This is a genomic window from Pasteuria ramosa (genome assembly GCF_056496785.1).
Genome location: NZ_CP143099.1, coordinates 498,361 through 520,003 on the forward strand (window position 1 = coordinate 498,361; position 21,643 = coordinate 520,003).

A 21,643-nucleotide genomic window follows, 5' to 3' on the forward strand; every position below is an offset into this window, starting at 1 on the left:
AGGGTGTTTTTTTATTTAAGGGAGATTTTTCTTTGGTTATTATTTTTAGGTCCAGTTTTTATTATAATTAGCTCATAAGTATCATTTTTAATATAATAAAGTTATACTTATGTTTGTAGGTATTTTGAGGCATATTATACACTTGGAATTTATCATTAATTTTATATAAATTATTTTAGGGGGCTAAAAATGTGTTAGTACCAATGCATATTTTATTGAATGAAGGTAAAAAGCACGGGTTTGGTGTTGGGCAATTCAATTTGAATAATTTAGAGTATGCACAGGCAATATCTGCAGCTGCTAAAGCTGAGAAATCACCTTGTATTTTAGGTGCTAGTGAAGGTGCTATTCGTTACATGGGTCTTGCTAATGTAGTAGCTTTAGCTGAGATTGCGTCGAAAGAATCAGGCATGCCTATGGCTTTGCATTTAGACCATGGTAGTAATTTTGATATGGTCATGAAGTGCATTAAAGCTGGTTTTTCATCTGTTATGTTTGACGGTTCTCACTATCCTTTGGAAGAAAATATCCAAAAAACAAAGCAAGTTGTCGAAGCGGCGCATGCTGTAGGTGTTTCTGTAGAAGGTGAAATTGGTACTATCGGCGGAGTTGAAGATGATTTATCTGTGGATGAAGATCAAGCGCATCTAGCTGATCCAGATGAAGCCATAGATTTTTGGGAAGCTACAGGTGTAGATGCATTAGCTATTGCCGTGGGTACGGCACATGGTATGTATAAAGGTAAAGTTAAGATTAGGTTTGATTTATTAGATAAAGTTTCTTCTAAGGTATCAGCACCACTTGTATTGCATGGTGGATCTGGGGTACCTGATATCGATATTCGTAAATCGATAAGTTTAGGTGTGAGTAAGATTAACGTTAACACCGAAAATCAAGTAGCGGGTACGGCTGCAGTAAGGGAAGCTTTAAAAAATGCAGATATAATTGATCCGCGAAAATATTTAACTGCTGCTCGAACAGCTATTCAAAGTGTGGTTCAAACTAAAATGAGGTTGTTTGATAGTTCGGGACGTAAGATTACTGTATAAATTAATATTATTTAACTTAGTATATGAATGGGAATGTTTATTTAAAGTCAGGTATTGTGAATCATTATTTTTATTAATTATTGGATGGTTATTAACTAATTTTAATTTTAAAACATATTAAAAGTTTTCCTAATAACATCTTGTGTTCTTTTTTGATATATAAAATATTTGTTTATAAATAGCTGATGGTTTTTCAGCATACTGATTTTTGCTAAATGTTTAACTTTGGTTTTTATTATTTTGTTTGATGATTTAATAATTAAATATCTTTAGTTAATAAAAAACAAAAAATAATTATTTTCGCAAATTTATTTTTTATTTAAAGAAGTAGGATGAGGAGTAAAATATTTATGAGAATATTTATTGATTCTGCTAATGTCACTGAGATAAGCCAGGCTTATAGTTTGGGTTTTATCGATGGAATTACTACTAATCCGACTCTTTTGCGTAAAAATAAAGGATCATCTATAGAAGAATCTATCCAAAAAATCCTCGAAGTTTCTAAAGAGGGTTCTGTGCATGTAGGTATCGTAGGTAAGACAGATGAGATGGTCAAGCAGGGAGTTCGCTTTTCTGCGTTGTCCTCGCGTATTGTAATTAAGGTTCCTGCTACGCAAGAAGGTTTTTTGGCTACACATAAATTAGTTCAATCTGGTATTAGCGTTAATCTAACTTTAATTTTTTCTGTTAATCAAGCTTTAATAGCTGCTCGTTTGGGTGCTAATTTTATTAGTCCTTTTATTGGTCGATTAGATGATATTGACTTAGATGGATTGAATTTAATTCGTGATATTTCTAAACTATATACAATTCATTCTTTACATACACGTGTATTGGCCGCTAGCATTCGAACGCCTATGCATGTAACAAAGGCTGCTTTATATGGGGCTCATATCGTTACGGTACCATATAATTTGTTGTTAAAACTTTTCAACCATCCTTTAACCGAAAGAGGATATCAAACTTTTGAAAATGATTTTTCGCTGATTAAATAATTTTTTAATTTGTTTTTTACATATTTATTGATTTTTATCAGCGCGCAGCCATCCTGCTAAAATAAGGGGGTGTATACTGGCGAGGAGGTTTAAGCTATTGGGGCGTCCTTTAGTAAATACTTGGCGTGTTCATGGTGGAATACCTTTAACGGGATCTGTTCGGGTAGGCGGATCTCGTTTAAGTTTACTGGCCATGATTCCTGGTACATTATTAGCAGAAACACCATCTGTTTTATATGGTGTTTCAAATTCAGAAGAGATTTGTTCTTTGGTATCTTGGTTAAGTGAATTAGGCGCTATTATTAAGTGGTATGGAGATCGTCTTTTTGTTGATCCTAGGCCTATTAAAGATAAAAATCTACGTTTGGTAAAATCTTTGCAATATTACACCGATTTTCGTTTAGGAGTTTTATTAGGTAAAGGACAAATATTTACTGATGTTATTAAAATAGATGTAAAAAATATGGGTTTTTTAACTTTATGTAAATATAAATATAGTTTAGCTTATAATTTGTCTCTAGATATAGATTTAGGTACAAATATGCGTATAAACTATGATGAAGATGAAAATTTATCTATCAAAATTAATTCCTACAATGTTTTTGATACTATTCAATTAATTTTAGCTTCTGTTACTATTAAAGGTAGAACAATTATTGAACGTGCTGCCAGGGATCCTGAGGTTGTGGATATAACTATTTTTCTTAATCGTATGGGTGCTTGTATTAAAGGTGCAGGGACTAATACCATCCATATTTTAGGTATGCCACACTTGTATGGTTGTCATCATACGCCGATTTCTGATCGATTTGAAGCATCTATGTATATTTTAGCTGGAGCTATTACAAATGGGTCTCTATTTATAGAACCTATTATTTTTAAACATATAGAAGCATTAGTATCTAAATTACAAGAATCGGGTGTGAACTTACGAGAGTATGGAGAGGGTATACATGTATCCTTTTCTCCTATTTATAAATCTATTGATTTGAAAGCATACCCTTATCCTGGTATCGATAGTGATATCATGCCATTTATGGCCTCTTTTCTTTCTATAGCTTATGGTACAAGCATATTGAGTAACATCGAATTAAACTTTAGCTCGCTTTTTGATTTTTTGCGTTTGGTAGGTTCGAATGTTCATGTTGAGGGTAAAACAGTTATTATTCAAGGACCAGCTGTTTTAAAAGGCGGTATTAGTTGGTCTGTTGAAGATTTTTTAACGGCTTCATCAATTTTATTAGCATCCTTAGCTATAGACGGTGATACTTTTATTATGGGCGGATGTTTTTTTACACAACGTTATCCTCGTATTATTTCCCAGCTTATCGAAGTTGGTGCTCAGTTAAGCGATTATAAATGACATTTTATAATCTTATAATCATATAACTTGTCTATTTTTTATATTTTCCAGTTTATTTTCATAAAGGAGGCAAACGTAATGGAGCGCAATTTATCTATGGAGTTGGTTAGAGTTACGGAAGCAGCTGCTGTAGCATCCTCTCGTTGGTTAGGCAAAGGTAGTTGTGATCATGCTGATTCAGCTGCTACAGAGGCTATGAGAGCGGCTTTTGATACGATTTCTTTGGATGGTACAGTAGTTATAGGTGAGGGAGAACGTGATAAAGCACCCATGCTTTATATAGGTGAAAAGATTGGTGCTGGGGTTGGGCCTTCTGTTGATATAGCTGTAGATCCTTTAGAAGGTACAAACATTGTAGCTAATGGATTAGGTAGCGCTATATCTGTAGTGGCTATTGCGGAAAAGGGTAAATTATTGCATGCTCCTGACATATATATGCAGAAATTAGCTATAGGGCCGGCAGCTAAAGGTAAAGTTCATTTAGATGATCCGATTGAAAAAACAATTAATATTGTAGCTAAGGCACAAGGTAAAGATGTTAAGAACGTAGTTGTTGTTATTCTCAACAGAGAACGTCACAGAGAGCTTATTGCTCAGGTACGCGGTACAGGAGCTCGTATTAAACTTATCCCTGATGGCGATGTGGTAGCAGCTATTCATACGGGATTTGTAGATACAGATGTAGATATACTTTTAGGCATCGGAGGTGCTCCTGAGGGTGTATTAGGAGCTGTCGCTCTTAGTTGTTTAGGAGGCGATTTACAAGGACGTTTAATCTTCGATAATTTTAGCCAAGAACAACGATGTTTATCTATGGGAATTACGGATCCTCATGCTATTTTGCGCATGGAAGATATGGTCTCTGGTGATGACGCTATATTTGCTGCTACAGGTGTAACAGACGGCGAATTATTGCGAGGTGTTCGTCATAAAGGTTGTGTGGTTGAAACATCTTCTGTTGTTATGCGTGTTAAAACTAAAACAGTGCGTTTTATAAAAGGAATACACCATTTGGATAATAAAAAACTCTAAATAAAACTGAATATTCAGGATAAATAAAATAAATGATAGTAATATCTAAAAAATAGATATTACTATTGGTGTGATATTTATATAATAGATCGATTATTTTTCAGATCCTGCCACATCTTAATTTTTATCTTTTTTTGTATCTTTTTTGGCTATGTTCTCTATATTGGCAGCTAAGTTTAAATTTGTAGTTTAATTTTAATTTATTATTGACGTTTTACTTGAAGAGTTTTTTTAAATTTGTCTCTTTAGATTTTGTATTGATGAGCATATCTGGATTTGGTATTTTATCTGATGATTTTAAATTTCTATTTTTTTCATTTTTTGTTTTTTGTTTTTTTCAAATTTTGTTTTGTGATTCATAGATTTAGATTTTCCGAGATTATTAAACAAACGCATCATATATATGATGTCTGATTTAGATTTAGGATTTATACATAAATCAATTATTAATAATTATATTTTGCGATTTTTATGATTCAAAGTGCTGCACTTAAATCTTTTATGATTTAAATATTATTAATTTTAGAATTCAATTTTTGTTTTTTATTCATTGCTGTTTTCTTCATCAGTCTGTTTATTCGGTACTATCTTGGCCTTGATCGACATTGGTTTCTTCGGCACTATCTTGGCCTTGATCGACATTGGTTTCTTCGGTACTATCATCCTTTCCTTGATCAGATTGTGAAGTTATGGTTTGTTCCTGAGCTTGGACTGGGTTGCCATTAGCCTTATCTTTGGTTTGATTATTTTGTTTATCCATTGGTTGGGTATGAGTGTTTCTATCTAGTAATGAGGTAGTCACTGCACTCACGGCTGCGGGTATTATTGCACCTTCGATAGCTTCATTCGCAATAGTAGATATTATGCTGGGTTGTTCATCTTGTTTCAGAGATGTTGTCTCAGGTGTGTTCATAGCTGTAGCGGTTTTTGTATTATCCGCTGGTGGGTTATCCGCATTTGTGGTAGGTATTGTTGTAGCAGCAGAGTTAGGATCTTTTGTATTATCTTGTTTTTGATTTCTATCTGTCCCTTTTGTTTGAGCTGTTTCTTCTTTATTAGATTTTATCTCAGTTGTTTGTGTATCCTTTATCTGATCGGTTTTAGTATCTTTTGATTTATCAGCTTTTGTTTTATCGTCAGGTTTCGGAGCTGTTGTGTTAGCGGTTTTTGTATTATCCGCTGGTGGGTTATCCGCATTTGTGGTAGGTATTGTTGTAGCAGCAGAGTTAGGATCTTTTGTATTATCTTGTTTTTGATTTCTATCTGTCCCTTTTGTTTGAGCTGTTTCTTCTTTATTAGATTTTATCTCAGTTGTTTGTGTATCCTTTATCTGATCGGTTTTAGTATCTTTTGATTTATCAGCTTTTGTTTTATCGTCAGGTTTTGGAGCTGTTGTGTTAGCGGTTTTTGTATTATCCGCTAGTGGTTTATCCGCATTTGTGGTAGGTATTGTTGTAGCAGCAGAGTTAGGATCTTTTGTATTATCTTGTTTTTGATTTCTATCTTTCTCTTCTTTATGAGTTTTTTCTGCTTGATTAGATTTTTCAGTCTTAGATTTTATCTCAGTTGTTTGTGTATCCTTTATCTTATTGGTTTTAGTATCTTTTGATTTATCATCAGAGTTTGTAGCTTTTGTTTTAGTTTTTGTTGTTTTAGCGGTTGTTTTTTTAGCCTTTGGTGGTTTAGCAGCAGGGTTCAGATTTTTATTTTTTAATCCAGTGCTTGAAGTATTACTTCTTCTCGAACCTTTACCTTGTGCTGTTGATGAATAAATTGGGAAGATACTTGCAAATGCTAAGCATGATACTAGAGCTGTTATAGTAATGTTGGATTTTTTATTTTGATTTTTCATAATACGATATCTCCTTATATGTCCATATTTTCTTAAATATAATTGTATTTATATATTTTGATTATTGTTATTAGTTTATTTTATCATTTATTTATTTATTTTTCAATAATATGTAAAATTTATTTACTATTTTTTGGTATATTATTATTTCTTTCATATTAATTTAAATTTTTTGATTATTTTGTTTTTTATATGCTTTGGTATTTTAAATATTTTATTTCAATATAAGGGGTGTTGTATTATTGTTAAGAATAAATTTTATTTTTATTTAAATTCATTTTTGGTTTTACTTGGTTTTGTGACTTCTAAAGTTGATGCTAAATCGAATCATGTCTCGTCTTTTGTATTATCTCCTATGGAGTCGATGGATTTTGTTATTACACAAGATAATTATTTGGCGAATGTAAATAATGACCAAGGATTGAAGCATTTAATAAATAAAGGTGATACTCTTTATTCTTTGGGCAAATTTTATGGTATTAATTATTTGGAACTATCTAAAATAAACAATGTTTCTTCATATAAGTTATTAAAGCCAGGGTCTTTTTTAGTTATTCCGATTAAGAAAAAATTTGTGTCTTTTCAAGCCGAAGATAGTTTGGCAAAATTAGCTTTTTATTATAAATGTTCGCAAAAATTATTATTAAATTGGAATCCTTGGTTAGCTAAACCGGATTTACATCTTGTCGGGACACCTATGGCTGTGCCTTTTTATATTAACATTTCTGAATTTTCTATTTCAGATAAATATTTCGAAGATGATGTTGATGAATTCGATAATAATTCATATACATTTCCGGATGAAGTTCAGGATTTTTTATGGCCAGTTAATGGTCTTATAACAAGCAATTTTGGTAAACGTTGGGGGAGAATGCATAAAGGGTTGGACATATGGCATCCTAATTTAGACAATACACCTATTTTTGCAGCTAAGTCGGGCAGGGTTACTTATCAGGGATATGCGGGTGATTATGGCAATCTGGTTTCTATTGAGCATAATGAGCGATTTGTTACGCAATATGCGCATTTGAGTAATATTAATGTTGTTAAAAATCAGAATGTTAATGCAGGGGAATTAATTGGATTTATGGGGCGTACAGGAGATTCTACAGGTTATCATCTGCATTTTGAAATTTTAGATCAAGGTAAAGCGGTGAATCCATATATATATCTCCCGGCGTGATTTAATGGTATACTGGAGATAAATTTGTTTATGAGATACAATATACGGCGCAAGTTGGTTATAATTTAAAGGAATCCTTTTTGATAGAGGTGTTATATATTATGAAGTCAGATTTGCATCCAAAATATTATTTGCAATCTAATGTTACTTGTAGTTCATGTGGTAATAAGTTTGTTGTTGGTTCGACGAAACCTGAGTTAAATCCAGATATCTGTTCTGCTTGTCATCCTTTTTATACAGATAAGCAACGCATTACAAGTCGTGGTGGTAGGGTAGATCGTTTTCGTAAGCGTTATAATTTAGAATCATAGTGAGTATTAAAAAAGTCCCTTGTATTTATCAAGGGACTTTTTTAATACTATTAATTTATTTATTTATGAATTTCATTTATATAAATTGTATTTTCTATAGATTATATTTTCTATAGATTATATTTTTATTTTTGTTTCTGGAAGTTTATTGCTGATTTAATGAAATTTTTAAATAATGGGTGAGGCCTGTTTAATCGCGATAAAAATTCTGGATGAAATTGACAACCGATAAACCATGGATGGTGGCTAAATTCAATAATTTCAACTAATTTTTGATCAGGTGAAGTACCAGGAAAAATATATCCGGCTTTTTCTAGAATTTTTTTATAATTGTTGTTGAATTCATAACGATGTCGATGTCTTTCTTCGATCATTTTTTTGTTGTATATTTTTTTAATTTTTGAATTTTCCTTTAAGATACAAGGATACAAACCCAGTCGCATAGTACCGCCGCGTTGAGAAATATTTTTTTGTTCTAACATTAGATCTATAATCGGATGTGGTGTATGTGGATTTACTTCTGTACTATTTGCTTCTTTCAATCCTAATAGATGTCGAGCTCCTTCGATGCATGCGACTTGCATTCCTAAGCAAATACCTAAAAAAGGTATTTTATTAACACGTGCATAATTACAAGCAGCGATTTTTCCTTCAATACCTCGATTACCAAATCCGCCTGGTATTAAAATTCCATCGACATTTTTTAGTTTTTCATTTGCATTATTAAAAGATATTTTTTCAGCATCCACTAAATGAATTTTTACTTCCATATCATTATGCAATCCAGCGTGTTGGAGGGCTTCATTTACACTTATATACGCATCTGGTAGAGCTATATATTTACCTACTAATGCTATTTGAATATTTTTGTTTTTTGTTTTCTGTTCTTTCATCTTTATAACTAAATCTTGCCATTCTTTTAAATCGGATTCTTTTACATCTAAATTTAGTAGATCGACGACAATGCGATCTAATTCTTCTTTTTGTAATAATAATGGGACATCATAGAGGGTTTCTGCATTTTGTAATTCTATAACAGCTTTTTCATTTATATCACAGAATAAAGCTACTTTTTGTTTTAATTCCAGAGGTAACTTTTGTTCTGTTCTACAAACAATTATTTGTGGTTGGATACCTAAACTTCTTAATTCTTTTACACTATGTTGTGTAGGTTTTGTTTTAAGTTCTCCGCTTGCTCCTAAAAAAGGTACTAGTGTACAGTGAATATATAGTATATTTTTGCGTCCCACATCATTTTTCAATTGTCGAATAGCTTCTAAAAAGGGTAAACTTTCAATATCTCCTACAGTCCCACCGATTTCTGTAATTACAACATCGGTATTTTTTTCTCTCCCTACGCGTAAAATATTTTCTTTAATAACATTTGTTACGTGAGGTATTACTTGAACAGTTGCTCCATTGTAGTTTCCCAATCTTTCTTGCTCAATAACATATGAGTAGATACTGCCTGTTGTTACGTTGCTTTGCCGACTTAGGTGGTTATCTATAAATCTTTCATAGTGTCCTAGATCAAGATCTGTTTCTGCACCGTCATCTGTTACAAATACTTCACCATGTTGATAGGGGCTCAATGTTCCTGGGTCTACATTTATGTAAGGATCGCATTTTTGCATGGTTACTTTTAATCCACGACTTTTTAATAGACGACCTAATGCTGAAGCAGTAATGCCTTTTCCCAAGGAAGATACAACGCCACCTGTTACAAAAATCCATTTTATACTCATTAGCTATGCTGCACATATAAATTTAAAGCAGCTTTTTTCACCCCTTTTTAACCATTATCTCATGTTGGGATTATATTTTCCTTATTAATTTAACGGCTTAATTTATTAATTTCTAAATAGTGAATTCTCTTTTATAATCAATATATATAATGATTATGTGTCGATATAGAAATGATATGTATTATATAAATGGATATATTTTTAATTATAATATTCCTAGAAATATTTTGATAGATTATTTTTATCATAATTGTTTAGAAAAATAAATTTAAATAAATATGATTTCTGCTTAGGATTATTCGTTTAAATTTTATTTATCTAATATTTTTTGTGCATATTTTTATTTATCAATATCATTTTCGCTTTCATCATCATCTATTTCTTCATCTTCCAGATCGTTATCTTTTTCATCGTCGTCATCATCGTCTTCGTCGTCGTCGTCAAAAACTACATCTTCATTTATAGCTGAAAAAGGTGTTTCTAAATTTTCTAAATTGTTGCCTTCTATAAAACTATTAGGTTCATCGAAATTACTACCCTCTAACTCATCATCTAAATAATCATCTTTAACATTTGCTGCTACTGCAGAATCACTAGCTTGTTCTGTTGGATACCAATTTCTTAATCCCCATAATCCTCTACCAACACAAACAAATCGCCCATCTATATTGATTTCTGTATATAATTGTGGTAGATATTGATGCATTGTTTTTTGTTGCATTTTTTTTTGTGAGGCTACTTCACGCATTAAATCTCGATATTGCATTGGTTCTTTTCTTTTTTCTAAAATTTCATATGACAGATCTACCATTGCAATTTCTGAAATTGATAATTTTTGTATTTTTAAGCTATTTTCTTCACTCAAAAACGATCATACCTTTCTTTTTGAGAAGTTTTTGCTAATTTATTTTTTATTTAAGATCTGTTTTAAATAAATTTGTTATTACTCTGATTTTTTAAACCTAACCTTTGTTTATTTTAGCGCACGTTAGTGGTTATAAGTCAACCGCTTATTATTAAGTTGCTGTTTTCTTTATTTTAATTCGTGTAACGAAAATGAAGATAATTAATTTTAATATAACATATATATCAAGATAACATATATATTTATATATGCAAAAATATTAATATATATCTAGGGTTTTTAAATCAAACTATTTTAGCTTGGGGATTTATTTATGGGAGGGTAGTTTTAAAATATAAGTTTTAATTTTTTAATTTTGTCAATAATAAGTTTGATTTTTATGAAAAATTTTTAATTAAGTATTATATGGAGGTACCTTAATTTATGGTCCGAGTAATAGAGTATTTTGCTTGGTTAGTTATTTTTGTTGGATTTTTGATTGCATTTTATTATGGTTATCGTTTGTATGATGAATCTGCAAAATCTGGAGAAAATATTGTTCGACCTTCCCCTTATTTATTTAGTAATTTGGAAGATAAGTCACCTAAAATGTCTTTAAGTATAAAAGATGATGTACCTGCTTTTAGTATGTTTAAAAAGCGGCTTTCGCAGTGTAAGAAGGTTCTGGAGTTAGAGGTTCGTGAATTAAAGAGGACATTTCCTATTTTTTATTCTTCTAATGAGCATTCAGAGGCTAAATGTTTAGAACGTGGAGCAGTTATTATTAACAGGGGTGGAAACACCGTGTTTCCTGGTGAGCAGGGATTAAGTGTTATTTCTGGACATCGTGATACGCATTTTTCTAGTTTTGCCAAATTAGTAAAAGAAGTTAATGGTAAATTAGAAGCAGATATTGGACAATATTTTGTACTTAATGATAGTCGGTATGATTATATATATCAGTTGCGGGAAGTGTCTTTAGTCCATAAAAGCACAGAAGTTATTCGTTCATATAAAGAAAATAAATCACTGCTTTATGTTACTACTTGCTATCCCTTTGGTATGATAGGTCGTGCTCCGAATAGACTTATTTTTAAATTAGAATTAGTTAAAAAAAGTAGTAACGAGGGTTTTATTCTTAAAAAATAAAAAAATAAAAAAGTAATTGATTATAAAATGTTTATCAGATCTATTTTTTATCATTTTATTCACTTATATATTATCTATTGCATTTTATTTATAATATTAAAAAATATTATAAATAAAATGCAAACAAACATATTTTTTTATTTATAAGTTAATAAGTGTGTTTGTTATATATAAAAATGTATATGTTTTTATATTTTTATCAGCATTCATTTTTGGATTTATAATAATAAGATATTGATATTAAATGATTTGAATGTTATAATTTTTTTCCATAAAGGCTGCTTTTATGATGTTTTTAATCTATAGTTATTTATCTTAAATTTATATTTTGATTTTTTATACATAAAGTTAGTATTAGCTTTTTTATTTTTTAATTTAAATTAATTAAACTTAATTTTATTTTTTTGGATATTAATATCTTTTGATAAATGTTTCTTATTGTGGGGAGTGATTATATTAAAATTGAAATCACAGAGATTATATCATTTTAAAAAAAAATTTTTTTCTCCTTTAGAAAAAGTAATTATTTTAGTTATGATAATCAGTTTTTTAGCTTCCGGTTACTACATATATAGGTTACTATATGAACAGAATATTGGATCGCGGGTAGAGGGTTCATTGCCGATATCTTTATCAAACAATAATCCTGTTAGAAATTATTATAACTCTAGTGATATTAAGATTTTAAATTCATCTAAAAATACTATGCAAGATCTGCTTAATTCACCTGGTAGTAATATAGAGAGTTGTTCACAAATTGCTAAAATGAATATTCCTATTTTAAATCGTGCTTATAAACTTTTATATGCAGATGATAATGATTGGGAATACAAATGTATGGATAAGGGATCTGTTTTAAGTAATAGAGGTGGCGTTACCGGTTTTCCTGGTCAAGAAGGATTTATTCATATTACAGGTCATCGTGATACGAGTTTAACTAATCTTAAAGAATTGAAAGATAAAATTGATAAAGATCGTATGGATGGTAATAAGAATAAGTGTTATACAGTTTCGATTAGATATCAAGGTAATATTTATCATTATTGTATAACTGGTTACAAGACAGAACCTAAAGTTAAATATGGTAAGCCAAATATTGTTATTCCTGATTCTGTTATGTCTAATCGGAGTTTTATATTTTTGACAACTTGTTTTCCATTTGGTTATTTTGGCGATGCGCCAAATGTTATTATCTTCACAGGACCTTTATTTGATCCAAATAGTAGTTTTTGATTTTATATTTTCATATTAAATTTTTCATTCATATTTAATTTAATTTTATGTATATTTTATTTAATAAAAAACTGCTCATTTTAGGAGTAGTTTTTTATTTTACAGTTTTAATTAATCTATTTTTTACAAAATATTATATCATTATTATTACGTAGTAATTTTCCTTAAATGTTAATAAAGCTGATGAGTAATGATGTAATTTAAACACAAAAATAGCCATTATAATAGCTTTTAGTGCATTCGCTTAGGTTCTTAAACTATCTTTAGATTAAGTTTTCGGTCAAACTAATAATTGAATATGGGAGTTGAGTACAATCGGGACTTATTTGATAAGGTTTGTATTTTTAGATATTATCTTAATTATCGGAATATTTTATTTAGATTAAATATTTAATCTAAAGTTACTGGATTATATTTGAGGATTACTTTATTTATTATAAATTTTTTATTCTAGATTTTTAGTTAAGGGGTTGTAGTTAAATTAATAAAGATAAAATTTATTGGATTGAGAAAATAATAATATTTATATTAGTTTTTTTTAGTTTTTTTTCTATTTATTATATACAAAAGCTTATTTATGAACAAAGATCAGGATCTAAAGAAGAAGTATTTTTAGTTACAAATAATAATAAGGTCGCACCTTATTATTATAAAGACAGCATAAAATTGATCACACCAGATGATAACACACTTCAAAATATTGATGAGCATAGAGCGGAACAAGATTGTCCATATATTGCTGATATGAATATTTTAATGATCAATAGGTCATATCCAATTGTTTATGCAGATGATAATGTTGAGGAATACACGTGTATGGATAGACAAGCTGTATTAAGTAACCGTGGAGGTATTACGTCTTTTCCGGGAGAGCTTGGATTTGTTCATATAACTGGTCATCGAGATACGCAGTTTAGGCGTTTAAAAGAACTTAAAACCTTGATGGATAATGATATTGAACAGGGTATTTTGGATAAATGTTACACGGTGGCTATAACTTATAATGGATATGTTTATTATTATTGTATAGATAATTTTAGAATAGAACCTAAGATTAAAGATGGTAGAGATAACATTGTTGTACCAGAGGTATTAGAAGAGGAAGGAAGTTTTATTTTTTTGACTACTTGCTATCCATTTGTTTATGTCGGAAATGCTCCATATGTAATTATTTTTACAGGTCCTATGTTTTATAAACATCCCCGGAATTAATTTTATATATAATTTTTATCTTAAATTCGATTATTAAATGAATTTAAAAAATAATATTTTAAAAAAAATAATTATTAATTTTTGAGATCATATTATTTTTTATCATGGTATTTATATTATTTTAATTTAAATAAAAACCTAGTTTTTAATTATTTAAAAACTAGGTTTTTTATATTTTTGATCTAGTATGTATATTGGACAAGTCCATGCTTTTACTTTGGATCTTTGTAATTGATACTTTAGATTTGATAATTCTTTGGAGGCAGCTTTTCTCAGAACAGCTTGGCTTATATCATCTAATTTTGTAATTTTTAATTGAGCTTTGATCTGTTTTGTCAATTCTTGTATTTCGGATTGGAGAATAGTATTTCTTTCTAATATTGATATTTTTTTCTATATCTTTTTCTATACCAACCCTCTGGTTATTCATAGCCATACTTTCCTTAATCGAATTTATGCTTTTGATCTTCTCATCTATTATGGCTCTTTGTTTGGCTATGAGTTCTTCAATTGTTGGTAATGCCTCTTCGTCGATTCGGTTTTTATAAGAATTGCTTCCGTCTAAATGAAATTTGGCATTTATTACATCATCACTAAGATATTTGGCTTTCTGCTTTTTTTTTAGTACTTCTTGATTCTTATTTTGTATATACTCCTGTACATGCAAAAAAAGCAAAAAAATGTAAATTATTAATAAAAATAATAAAATATGATTATATTTTCAAAGTTTAAAATATATTATATTTTCCGATTTTACAAACAAAAATAGACATTCCTCTATCACCTGTTTAGAATGTAAGTGTTAAAACAAAACACAACAGTGGGATAGCGAATGTCTATTAATTGTAGGTTAACAAATAAATCTCATTTGTTCAAATTTTTTCGTAAAGTGGGGTTAATATCCCAATTTACTTCATCTGTTTTTAATCATATTTTTCAGAGTATTGATGGTATGTTGTTACAAAACTTTAACGGAACTTTGTCAGATATTCATAAAAAAAGCTTTTATAACAGGTGCCGTCAAGCTATAAGCCATATGATGACTAATTCAAAATGGGATGAAAAAATACTTAGTGACTCCATAAAAAACGTTGCTTATGAAGAAGTTATCCATCAAGCTAAGATAAAAAATAAACCTTACTTTCTGATAATTGACGATACAGTATTACATAAGACAAAGCCGTCATCATCAGCTGAATACTCTATACAAGCATTGGGTTATCATTATTCTAATCTAGATAAAAGAAGTGTATATGGTCATTCTATTGGTCAAGATATGTTACATACAGATGGTTTAAGCTATCCTATAGAAGTTACACGTGCTAATAAAACAGAAATCAATAAAATGGATACTTCTTGCAATATCATATCTAGTGCGCCTGAGCCAGATCGCAAAGCATATTTTTGCGTAGATTCTTGGTATATTTCAAAAAATATAATCGAAACAAGCTTAAAAAAAGGATTTCATTTTATAGGTTCATTAAGAATCGATATTGTTATTTTTCGTTTGGGCATTAAAAATCAAATAAAAATGTTTTTAAATTTTATAAAAAATACAGATACAAAATTTGTTAAAATTAAAAAACAAAAGTATCGTGTTTATAGATATAAAGGTAATCTTAATTTTATCGACAATGCGGTTGCCCTTATTTGCGTTAAGGAAAGTCAAGATATATATAAAGCAAAAGCTTTTATTTACACAGATATGGAGCTAAGTAATGAAGAAATTCTAAATTATTATTCGAACAGATGGGAAATCGAAACCTATTTTAGAACAGATAAAAATTATCTTGCTTTAAAATTTTACCAAGTCATATCCAGCAAAGCTTTAGATCGATACTTAATTTTACAAATTTTTGTAGCAATGTATTTTATACATACAAGTAATGGTAATCTCCTAAAGGGATTACGTAAATATCAGGCTAAAAAAGAAGCTGATCGAATAGAAGATATGATTGATATATTCATTTCATACTTGAAAGAGATAATATCATATTTAGATATTCCTACGCATATATCTTTGAAGCTTATTTTATCACGTGCAAAAAAAGGATTAAGAGCAGCACTAAGGTCCTACTGTGATCAATTTAAAGATTTAGCCTAAATCTGCAAATACAATTAAAAAGGATAAATATGGTAAAAAACCTAAAAAGGCTAGGTTTGTTTTTTGACCATTAATAAATATAATTAAATTAATTATAATAATACAAATAATGTTCAAAATTAGATTATAATAAACTTTTCAAGTTAATTTTTGAAAATCAAAAATTATGTCCTATTTTTTTTGGCAAGTACAGATACTTAAGAAGCTCTTGGGGTTTACCCTCCTTTTTTAGCTTTTTTATATTATCCAGCATATTCGTATATATTTTCGATTTATTCTTCAGCATGTTGTATTTATCTTGGATAAATACAGTATCTCGGTCTATTTTTTGGTTTTCTATATTAACTATATCTTCATCAATCTTCTTTGATTTTGCCTCTAAGTCTGTAATTATATTTTCTATTCTATACTTATAACTATTTGTTTGATTCGCTATATATGTATGTGTATTAGCACCTTTCAATGGTATACCCCTGTTATTTGCCCTTTGGGTCGGGAGTAGATTTTTTAGCTTATCCAGATTTTTCATTAGGGGATTGATTTGACTTTTTAGATTATCTTTATAGGATCTCCAAGATTTTCCTGCACTATTAACCATTTGATTTATTTTAGTTGTAGGACTTGCATTGACCTCGGGTTATGAAACTAAAAAACATGTTAAAAAAATAAATAAGCATCTCTGTTTTTGTTCCATTGATTAAATTACCTTCTTTCTTTTTAAATATTTGGTTAATAAGATATATCAGTAGAATCTATCTTTTAAAATTAACATATCTTGTAATCTATTTAAATAACCTTGTTTTATTATAATATACCTTGACATATAATGTAATTTAAATCTACAAATAATAAAAGAATTGTATATTAATTTAGTTATTGGCATAAGTTAGCAATCAATAATAATATATATTATTATTGATTAAAAATATCAGAATTATTAAATAGTTAGTATTTATATGGATTAAACAATGAGCTTGTACAATAACCCATGTTAAATAGTGTTTAAGAACCTAATTTAATACACAAAAAGCTATGGTAATGGCTATTTTGGTGTTTAAATTACAACATTACTAATCGGCTATATTAATATTTCTGTACAAGTCCAATATATAACATTCATCTTTATTTTTGATTTTAAGTATTTTTATAAAATTCTAAAATAGCCATGATTGACTATTTTCTGGACTAATTGGCTATAGTAATCTTTTCGGGCACATTCTATACTATTTAATAATTTACATTTTTTTCATTCTTAGAAAAAAAGAAAAATATAAAATAAAGGTTAAAATTACAGGATAATCTAAAATTATATTTTTTAGGTCATATATTTGATCTTTAAATTTACTAAGATCTTTACTTAGAATTTTTTTTTTTTTGTTTGAACATACTTATCTTTATTAGGGTTATTTATATAGTATAGGTAATTAAGTAATTGTTAAATTAAAATGCTTTTTAAAATGATCAATATTTTTTTGATATTATTTATTAATTAAATTCTGTTTGTTTATTTATTTTATTTGCTAAGGTTTAAATTATTATTTTATATTTGATTTTTAGTCTTATCATTTTTAGTTCTTTTAGTTTTTTATACAAGATAAAAAAATTATATAAAAATTTAAATTATGAAATTGTTAATAATTATTTTTAATTTATATATTAAAATTATTTACCTATATTAAAATGGTTGCCATTAGTTTTCAATTAGTAAAACATGGCTATATCTAAAATTTCCCATTAGAATATTATTTAGAAATTATTTTAGGTTTTTATTTTTCGGATATTCGTTTTTTAAATTTTTTATCAAACTTTTACAAAAAAATTTAATGAAAAATTTAAAAAAATATTTTGCTTTTATTTTTTGTAGAGAGGATGGTTCGGTTTGATCGAGAAATTGGCTTGGATATTAGTTATTGCAGGGTTAGGCTTTGCGGCATATTCTGGTTATGAACTATATTCTGAAAATGCACAGGTAGAAGATGTACCTGATGAGGCGATACAAATAGATCCTTCGAGAAATGATATGACTATTAAACCATCTGTTAACGTAGCTGATTCTCCTAAGATGCGCGATAGGCACTTAGTAGGTAAAAAGCCCATGCCTTGTGGTTATTCGGGTTTTCTTTATATTCCCAGATTTAATAAAAAAATGCCATATGTGTTTGGTACATCAGACCAATGTTTGAAAAAAGGTTTAGGTCTTATGATTAGAGATGTTTTGGTTTATCCCGGTGAAACAGGAAGGGTTATTATGTCAGGTCATCGGGATACGCATTTTCGCATAGCTCGGGATTTTAAGATAGGTGAGCGTTTTATTGTTACTTTTGTTATGAAACCTGATCGTTTATTTATATATCAATTTAAACATCTTAAGATTATAGATAAAGATGCTGTTACAGAAGTTAAATCGGTGCCTAAGCCTGAACTTTGCTTAACCACTTGCTATCCTTTTGGTTTTACTGGTAATGCACCGCAGAGATATGTAATGTGCGGACCATTAATTGAGATAAAATCAGTTTCGCGAAGTGATTGGGAAAAATATACGATTAAAAAAGATTGAATGCTATAGATAATTTCTAAAATACGTATTTTATACGTATTTTAATTTTATATTTTTAATTTTGCATTTGTCAGTATTTATTCATAGAATTATTTTTGTTTTTCTGAGAATACTTAATACTAATTATAACATAAACAATTTATATCGTTGCTAATAGAAATTGATTTAACTTCATTAAATGATTTTTTAACATAATATTATTTAGTATTTATAGTATGTTGATTGGGATTCTTTTTTCTAACCAGTTATAAATATAAAACTTAGAATTAGTTATTTTTATAGGATGGGGAGCTGGTCTTATTGATTGAGCGGTTGGCTTGGCTGCTAATTTTTATAGGACTATGCTTTTCCTTATATTTCAGTTATAAATTTTATGATCAAAGTAGCCAGATGGAAGATATGCCTGATTTATTGAATAAAAATCTTAGTACAAAAAATCAGGGGCTTGAATATATTTTGCGAGATAATGATTACCAAAAAAATGACCAATTAGTTGATCCATCCACAGAAAAGGATTTTAATTTAATTGATTTAGATTTGAAAGAATGTGAATATGCAGGATTTATTTTTTTTCCAAAACTAGGAAAGCGTGTTCGTTATGTTTGGGGTACATCAGAACGTTGTCTTTCTAAAGGTTTGGGAATGATGGATAAAGATATTTTAGCTTATCCCGGTGAATTAGGTAGGTGTATTATTTCTGGTCATCGTGATACTAATTTTCGTATCGCCAGGTTATTGGAAATTGGAGATAAATTTTTCGTTACATTTATAAAGAAACCAAATAAGTTTTTTATATATAAATTTGAATATAGTAAAATAGTTGACAAAAATGCTACTTCAGAAGTTAGGTCTTCTCCAGATCATGAACTTTGCTTAACCACTTGTTATCCTTTTTCTTTTATTGGCAATGCTCCAAAAAGGTATTTAATGTGTGGTCCTTTGATAGAAGTTAGGGATATTCCTGATGATGAATGGGATGAATATTGGAAATTTTAGTATATAAATTTTAATTATTTTATGAGCTTGTCCAATAATCTATTTTAAATAGTGTTTAAGAATTTAATTTAATGCACAAAAATCTATTATAATGGCTATTTTTGTGTTTAAATTACACCATTACTAATCGGCTATATTAATATTTCTGGACAAGTTCTATTATCAGGATGTTTTTATCAGGATGCTGTTATAATTAATTTTGAATTAATTTTTTTATTTTATATCTTATTTTTTATTTTTTAATTTGTAAAAATATAAATAGAGTATAATAAAATGATTTTTGGCATAAATTTATCTTAGAAAAAATGTTTTGTTTTTAATGAAAAATGTAAGTTTTGTTATTTTATTTTTGGGATGTATTTTGGGATTTTTTTATTTATATTTTCATTTTAAATAAATCCCAAAAATATTAAGCTTATATTTTCATTTTATAATTTTTTTATTTATGAAAGGGGATAATTTTTTAATTATGAAAAAAAAATATAAATTAGATTTTTCTCGAGGTATGAAATCTATAAGTATTATTACTAATAATGATCAAACATCAATTGATAATCCTGATGATCAAGTCGGATTTCAAATCGAGGCTACTGAAGTTGAAATTAGTGAATTAGAAAATTTACTTCATCAAATTGATTTGGAAGATAATGATACATTCAAAATTGCTTGTGTACCTTTGATTCAAGATGATTTTTTATATGCCCAAGCCAAAAAATCTGATGATGCTTTGAATAATGTTTATAATTTATTATATAAATTGGGTACAGATCAAACAAAACATAAATTAGAAACACAGTTTTTTTATAATTAGTTATTAAAAATAGTTTTTATTTAGGTTGCTAAACGCATATCTTTTGTCTTATAATGTTGTATATAAATTACTTGTTTCTTTAGTATACAAGTATATTTTATTTTTAAGTTTGCATTTATTATTTTTGAATTTATGGTTTTTTTATCCTATTTAATAAATTTATTTATTATAAATTTTTATATATTTTGATTTATTTGTGTATAAATCAAAATATAATTTGTTATATAAATGGGTGATAGTTTTTTATGAAAATATTTACTCCACGTGTATCAGAACCTGTCGTTGTGTCGGATTCTGAGTCTTCAAATATCTTATTGCGTAAGGCTTTTGCTTGGATGTTTGTAGGTTTATCTATGACTGCTATTATTATCTATTTTATTGGGAGTCAGCCAGATATAATTCTTGATTTTAAAGAATTATATTTTGAACACGGAATGGCTTTTATTTTGATTTTAGGTATAACTAACTTTATTATTTCTTTAGCCTTATCATTTATAGTTAGAAGTAGTAGATTTTCCCCTACGATATCTGTTTTTTTGTTTTTGCTTTTTGCGGCCATTGAGGGTTTATTTATGTTACCTTTAGTTCTATTTATCGAACCTTTTCAAGTTGGGCTTGCTTTTTTTATTTCAGCTTCGATGTTTGGTTTATTTGCTCTTATCGGTTATTTAACAAAAATTAACTTAGCTACGAACCGTTTTAGATTATTTCTTGGGATGGCTTTTGGCGGTATGTTGCTTGTAACGATTTTTGGCCTCTTTATTTTTCGGATGTCGGGTTTGATTTTGTTGGTCAGTTATGGTCTAATCATACTATCTTGTATAGCCATTTCTTCGGATTTGCAGTTTTTGCGTATTTTATCTAAGAAAGCTGGTAACAATTCTAGAGATCTTGAACGATTAGCTATATTGGGTGCATTTATGTTTTATTTGAACTTTATCATTATTTTCCGTAGCGTACTTCGTATTTTATATCTTCGAGATTGATTTTTTTCTTTTTATAAAATAAAATGAGTTATTCAAAATTTTTTTTAAATTGTTTGTAGTACTAGGGTTCTTGCATGGATATATTATTAATAAGATCTTTCATGCGAGTGACCCTTTTAGTTTTTATTTTATGTTTTTGGCTTGATAGCGGCAATTTTTAAATTTTGATAATTATTTTCTCCAGACACTTGCAAACTCCATCATATCTTGTTACAATATTA

The 21,643-nt window shown here is 28.6% G+C and carries 19 protein-coding genes; 14 read left to right on the forward strand and 5 right to left on the reverse strand.

Features of this window, described 5'->3' with window-relative positions; all coding sequences use genetic code 11:
* The first annotated feature begins 203 nt into the window (after positions 1 to 203).
* The 4 genes from fba to glpX all read left to right on the forward strand — a co-directional run bounded on the left by fba (position 204) and on the right by glpX (position 4,439).
* Positions 204 to 1,049, forward strand: a complete 846-nt coding sequence (fba, locus tag VS182_RS02220; protein ID WP_479485123.1) for a class II fructose-1,6-bisphosphate aldolase — start codon at positions 204 to 206, stop codon at positions 1,047 to 1,049.
* Positions 1,050 to 1,399: 350 nt separating this feature from the next.
* Complete coding sequence (locus tag VS182_RS02225) at positions 1,400 to 2,044, forward strand: transaldolase family protein (protein WP_479492694.1); 645 nt, start codon at positions 1,400 to 1,402, stop codon at positions 2,042 to 2,044.
* Positions 2,045 to 2,141: 97 nt separating this feature from the next.
* A complete protein-coding gene (locus tag VS182_RS02230) occupies positions 2,142 to 3,407 on the forward strand; it encodes a hypothetical protein (protein ID WP_479484894.1) in 1,266 nt (421 codons plus the stop codon).
* Between the two features lie 78 nt (positions 3,408 to 3,485).
* Positions 3,486 to 4,439, forward strand: a complete 954-nt coding sequence (glpX, locus tag VS182_RS02235; RefSeq protein WP_479484895.1) for a class II fructose-bisphosphatase — start codon at positions 3,486 to 3,488, stop codon at positions 4,437 to 4,439.
* A gap of 574 nt (positions 4,440 to 5,013) precedes the next feature.
* On the opposite strand, the gene VS182_RS02240 is transcribed toward glpX, so the two are convergent.
* On the reverse strand, positions 5,014 to 6,291 hold the full coding sequence (locus VS182_RS02240; protein ID WP_479492695.1) for a hypothetical protein: 1,278 nt from the start codon (positions 6,289 to 6,291) through the stop codon (positions 5,014 to 5,016).
* A 280-nt stretch (positions 6,292 to 6,571) separates the two neighbouring features.
* On the opposite strand from VS182_RS02240, the gene VS182_RS02245 reads away from it, so the two are divergent.
* Positions 6,572 to 7,474, forward strand: coding sequence for a LysM peptidoglycan-binding domain-containing M23 family metallopeptidase (locus VS182_RS02245; RefSeq protein ID WP_479492696.1), 903 nt, complete (start codon positions 6,572 to 6,574; stop codon positions 7,472 to 7,474).
* A 101-nt stretch (positions 7,475 to 7,575) separates the two neighbouring features.
* Complete coding sequence (rpmE, locus tag VS182_RS02250) at positions 7,576 to 7,785, forward strand: 50S ribosomal protein L31 (RefSeq protein ID WP_479484898.1); 210 nt, start codon at positions 7,576 to 7,578, stop codon at positions 7,783 to 7,785.
* Between the two features lie 125 nt (positions 7,786 to 7,910).
* On the opposite strand, the gene VS182_RS02255 is transcribed toward rpmE, so the two are convergent.
* Both VS182_RS02255 and rpoE read right to left on the reverse strand, forming a co-directional pair.
* Positions 7,911 to 9,530, reverse strand: a complete 1,620-nt coding sequence (locus tag VS182_RS02255; RefSeq protein ID WP_479484899.1) for a CTP synthase — start codon at positions 9,528 to 9,530, stop codon at positions 7,911 to 7,913.
* Between the two features lie 340 nt (positions 9,531 to 9,870).
* Positions 9,871 to 10,395: a DNA-directed RNA polymerase subunit delta gene (gene rpoE, locus VS182_RS02260; protein WP_479484900.1), complete on the reverse strand. Its 525-nt coding sequence runs from the start codon at positions 10,393 to 10,395 to the stop codon at positions 9,871 to 9,873.
* Between the two features lie 423 nt (positions 10,396 to 10,818).
* Between rpoE and VS182_RS02265 the strand changes: the two genes are divergently transcribed.
* The 3 genes from VS182_RS02265 to VS182_RS02275 all read left to right on the forward strand — a co-directional run bounded on the left by VS182_RS02265 (position 10,819) and on the right by VS182_RS02275 (position 13,968).
* Positions 10,819 to 11,523, forward strand: coding sequence for a sortase domain-containing protein (locus tag VS182_RS02265; protein ID WP_479484901.1), 705 nt, complete (start codon positions 10,819 to 10,821; stop codon positions 11,521 to 11,523).
* A gap of 462 nt (positions 11,524 to 11,985) precedes the next feature.
* Complete coding sequence (locus VS182_RS02270; protein WP_479492697.1) at positions 11,986 to 12,756, forward strand: sortase domain-containing protein; 771 nt, start codon at positions 11,986 to 11,988, stop codon at positions 12,754 to 12,756.
* A 666-nt stretch (positions 12,757 to 13,422) separates the two neighbouring features.
* Positions 13,423 to 13,968, forward strand: coding sequence for a sortase domain-containing protein (locus VS182_RS02275; protein ID WP_479484903.1), 546 nt, complete (start codon positions 13,423 to 13,425; stop codon positions 13,966 to 13,968).
* Positions 13,969 to 14,260: 292 nt separating this feature from the next.
* On the opposite strand, the gene VS182_RS02280 is transcribed toward VS182_RS02275, so the two are convergent.
* Positions 14,261 to 14,635 carry a hypothetical protein gene (locus VS182_RS02280; protein ID WP_479492698.1) on the reverse strand — a complete coding sequence of 125 codons (375 nt, stop codon included), beginning with the start codon at positions 14,633 to 14,635 and terminating at the stop codon, positions 14,261 to 14,263.
* A 165-nt stretch (positions 14,636 to 14,800) separates the two neighbouring features.
* Here VS182_RS02280 and VS182_RS02285 point away from each other — a divergent pair, with 165 nt between their 5' ends.
* Positions 14,801 to 16,072 (forward strand): transposase, encoded by a 1,272-nt coding sequence (locus VS182_RS02285; protein WP_479492699.1) that lies wholly within the window; start codon positions 14,801 to 14,803, stop codon positions 16,070 to 16,072.
* A gap of 157 nt (positions 16,073 to 16,229) precedes the next feature.
* On the opposite strand, the gene VS182_RS02290 is transcribed toward VS182_RS02285, so the two are convergent.
* Positions 16,230 to 16,535 (reverse strand): hypothetical protein, encoded by a 306-nt coding sequence (locus VS182_RS02290; protein ID WP_479484906.1) that lies wholly within the window; start codon positions 16,533 to 16,535, stop codon positions 16,230 to 16,232.
* A 1,416-nt stretch (positions 16,536 to 17,951) separates the two neighbouring features.
* On the opposite strand from VS182_RS02290, the gene VS182_RS02295 reads away from it, so the two are divergent.
* The 4 genes from VS182_RS02295 (at position 17,952) to VS182_RS02310 (ending at position 21,422) form a co-directional block, all read left to right on the forward strand.
* On the forward strand, positions 17,952 to 18,629 hold the full coding sequence (locus VS182_RS02295; RefSeq protein WP_479484907.1) for a sortase: 678 nt from the start codon (positions 17,952 to 17,954) through the stop codon (positions 18,627 to 18,629).
* A gap of 300 nt (positions 18,630 to 18,929) precedes the next feature.
* Entirely contained in the window at positions 18,930 to 19,625 is a 696-nt protein-coding gene (locus VS182_RS02300; RefSeq protein WP_479484908.1) for a sortase, read from the forward strand.
* A gap of 469 nt (positions 19,626 to 20,094) precedes the next feature.
* A complete protein-coding gene (locus tag VS182_RS02305; protein ID WP_479484909.1) occupies positions 20,095 to 20,436 on the forward strand; it encodes a hypothetical protein in 342 nt (113 codons plus the stop codon).
* A 245-nt stretch (positions 20,437 to 20,681) separates the two neighbouring features.
* Positions 20,682 to 21,422 (forward strand): Bax inhibitor-1 family protein, encoded by a 741-nt coding sequence (locus tag VS182_RS02310; RefSeq protein WP_479492700.1) that lies wholly within the window; start codon positions 20,682 to 20,684, stop codon positions 21,420 to 21,422.
* The last annotated feature ends 221 nt before the right edge of the window (positions 21,423 to 21,643 follow it).

What these genes read in the sequence shown, in the direction of transcription:
- glpX (WP_479484895.1), top strand. Translation starts at nt 3,486, where the DNA reads ATGGAGCGCAATTTATCTATGGAGTTGGTTAGAGTTACGGAAGCAGCT.
- VS182_RS02225 (WP_479492694.1), top strand. Translation starts at nt 1,400, where the DNA reads ATGAGAATATTTATTGATTCTGCTAATGTCACTGAGATAAGCCAGGCT.
- rpmE (WP_479484898.1), top strand. Translation starts at nt 7,576, where the DNA reads ATGAAGTCAGATTTGCATCCAAAATATTATTTGCAATCTAATGTTACT.
- VS182_RS02265 (WP_479484901.1), top strand. Translation starts at nt 10,819, where the DNA reads ATGGTCCGAGTAATAGAGTATTTTGCTTGGTTAGTTATTTTTGTTGGA.
- VS182_RS02240 (WP_479492695.1), bottom strand. Translation starts at nt 6,291, where the DNA reads ATGAAAAATCAAAATAAAAAATCCAACATTACTATAACAGCTCTAGTA.
- VS182_RS02305 (WP_479484909.1), top strand. Translation starts at nt 20,095, where the DNA reads ATGAAAAAAAAATATAAATTAGATTTTTCTCGAGGTATGAAATCTATA.
- VS182_RS02310 (WP_479492700.1), top strand. Translation starts at nt 20,682, where the DNA reads ATGAAAATATTTACTCCACGTGTATCAGAACCTGTCGTTGTGTCGGAT.
- fba (WP_479485123.1), top strand. Translation starts at nt 204, where the DNA reads ATGCATATTTTATTGAATGAAGGTAAAAAGCACGGGTTTGGTGTTGGG.
- VS182_RS02255 (WP_479484899.1), bottom strand. Translation starts at nt 9,530, where the DNA reads ATGAGTATAAAATGGATTTTTGTAACAGGTGGCGTTGTATCTTCCTTG.
- VS182_RS02285 (WP_479492699.1), top strand. Translation starts at nt 14,801, where the DNA reads ATGTCTATTAATTGTAGGTTAACAAATAAATCTCATTTGTTCAAATTT.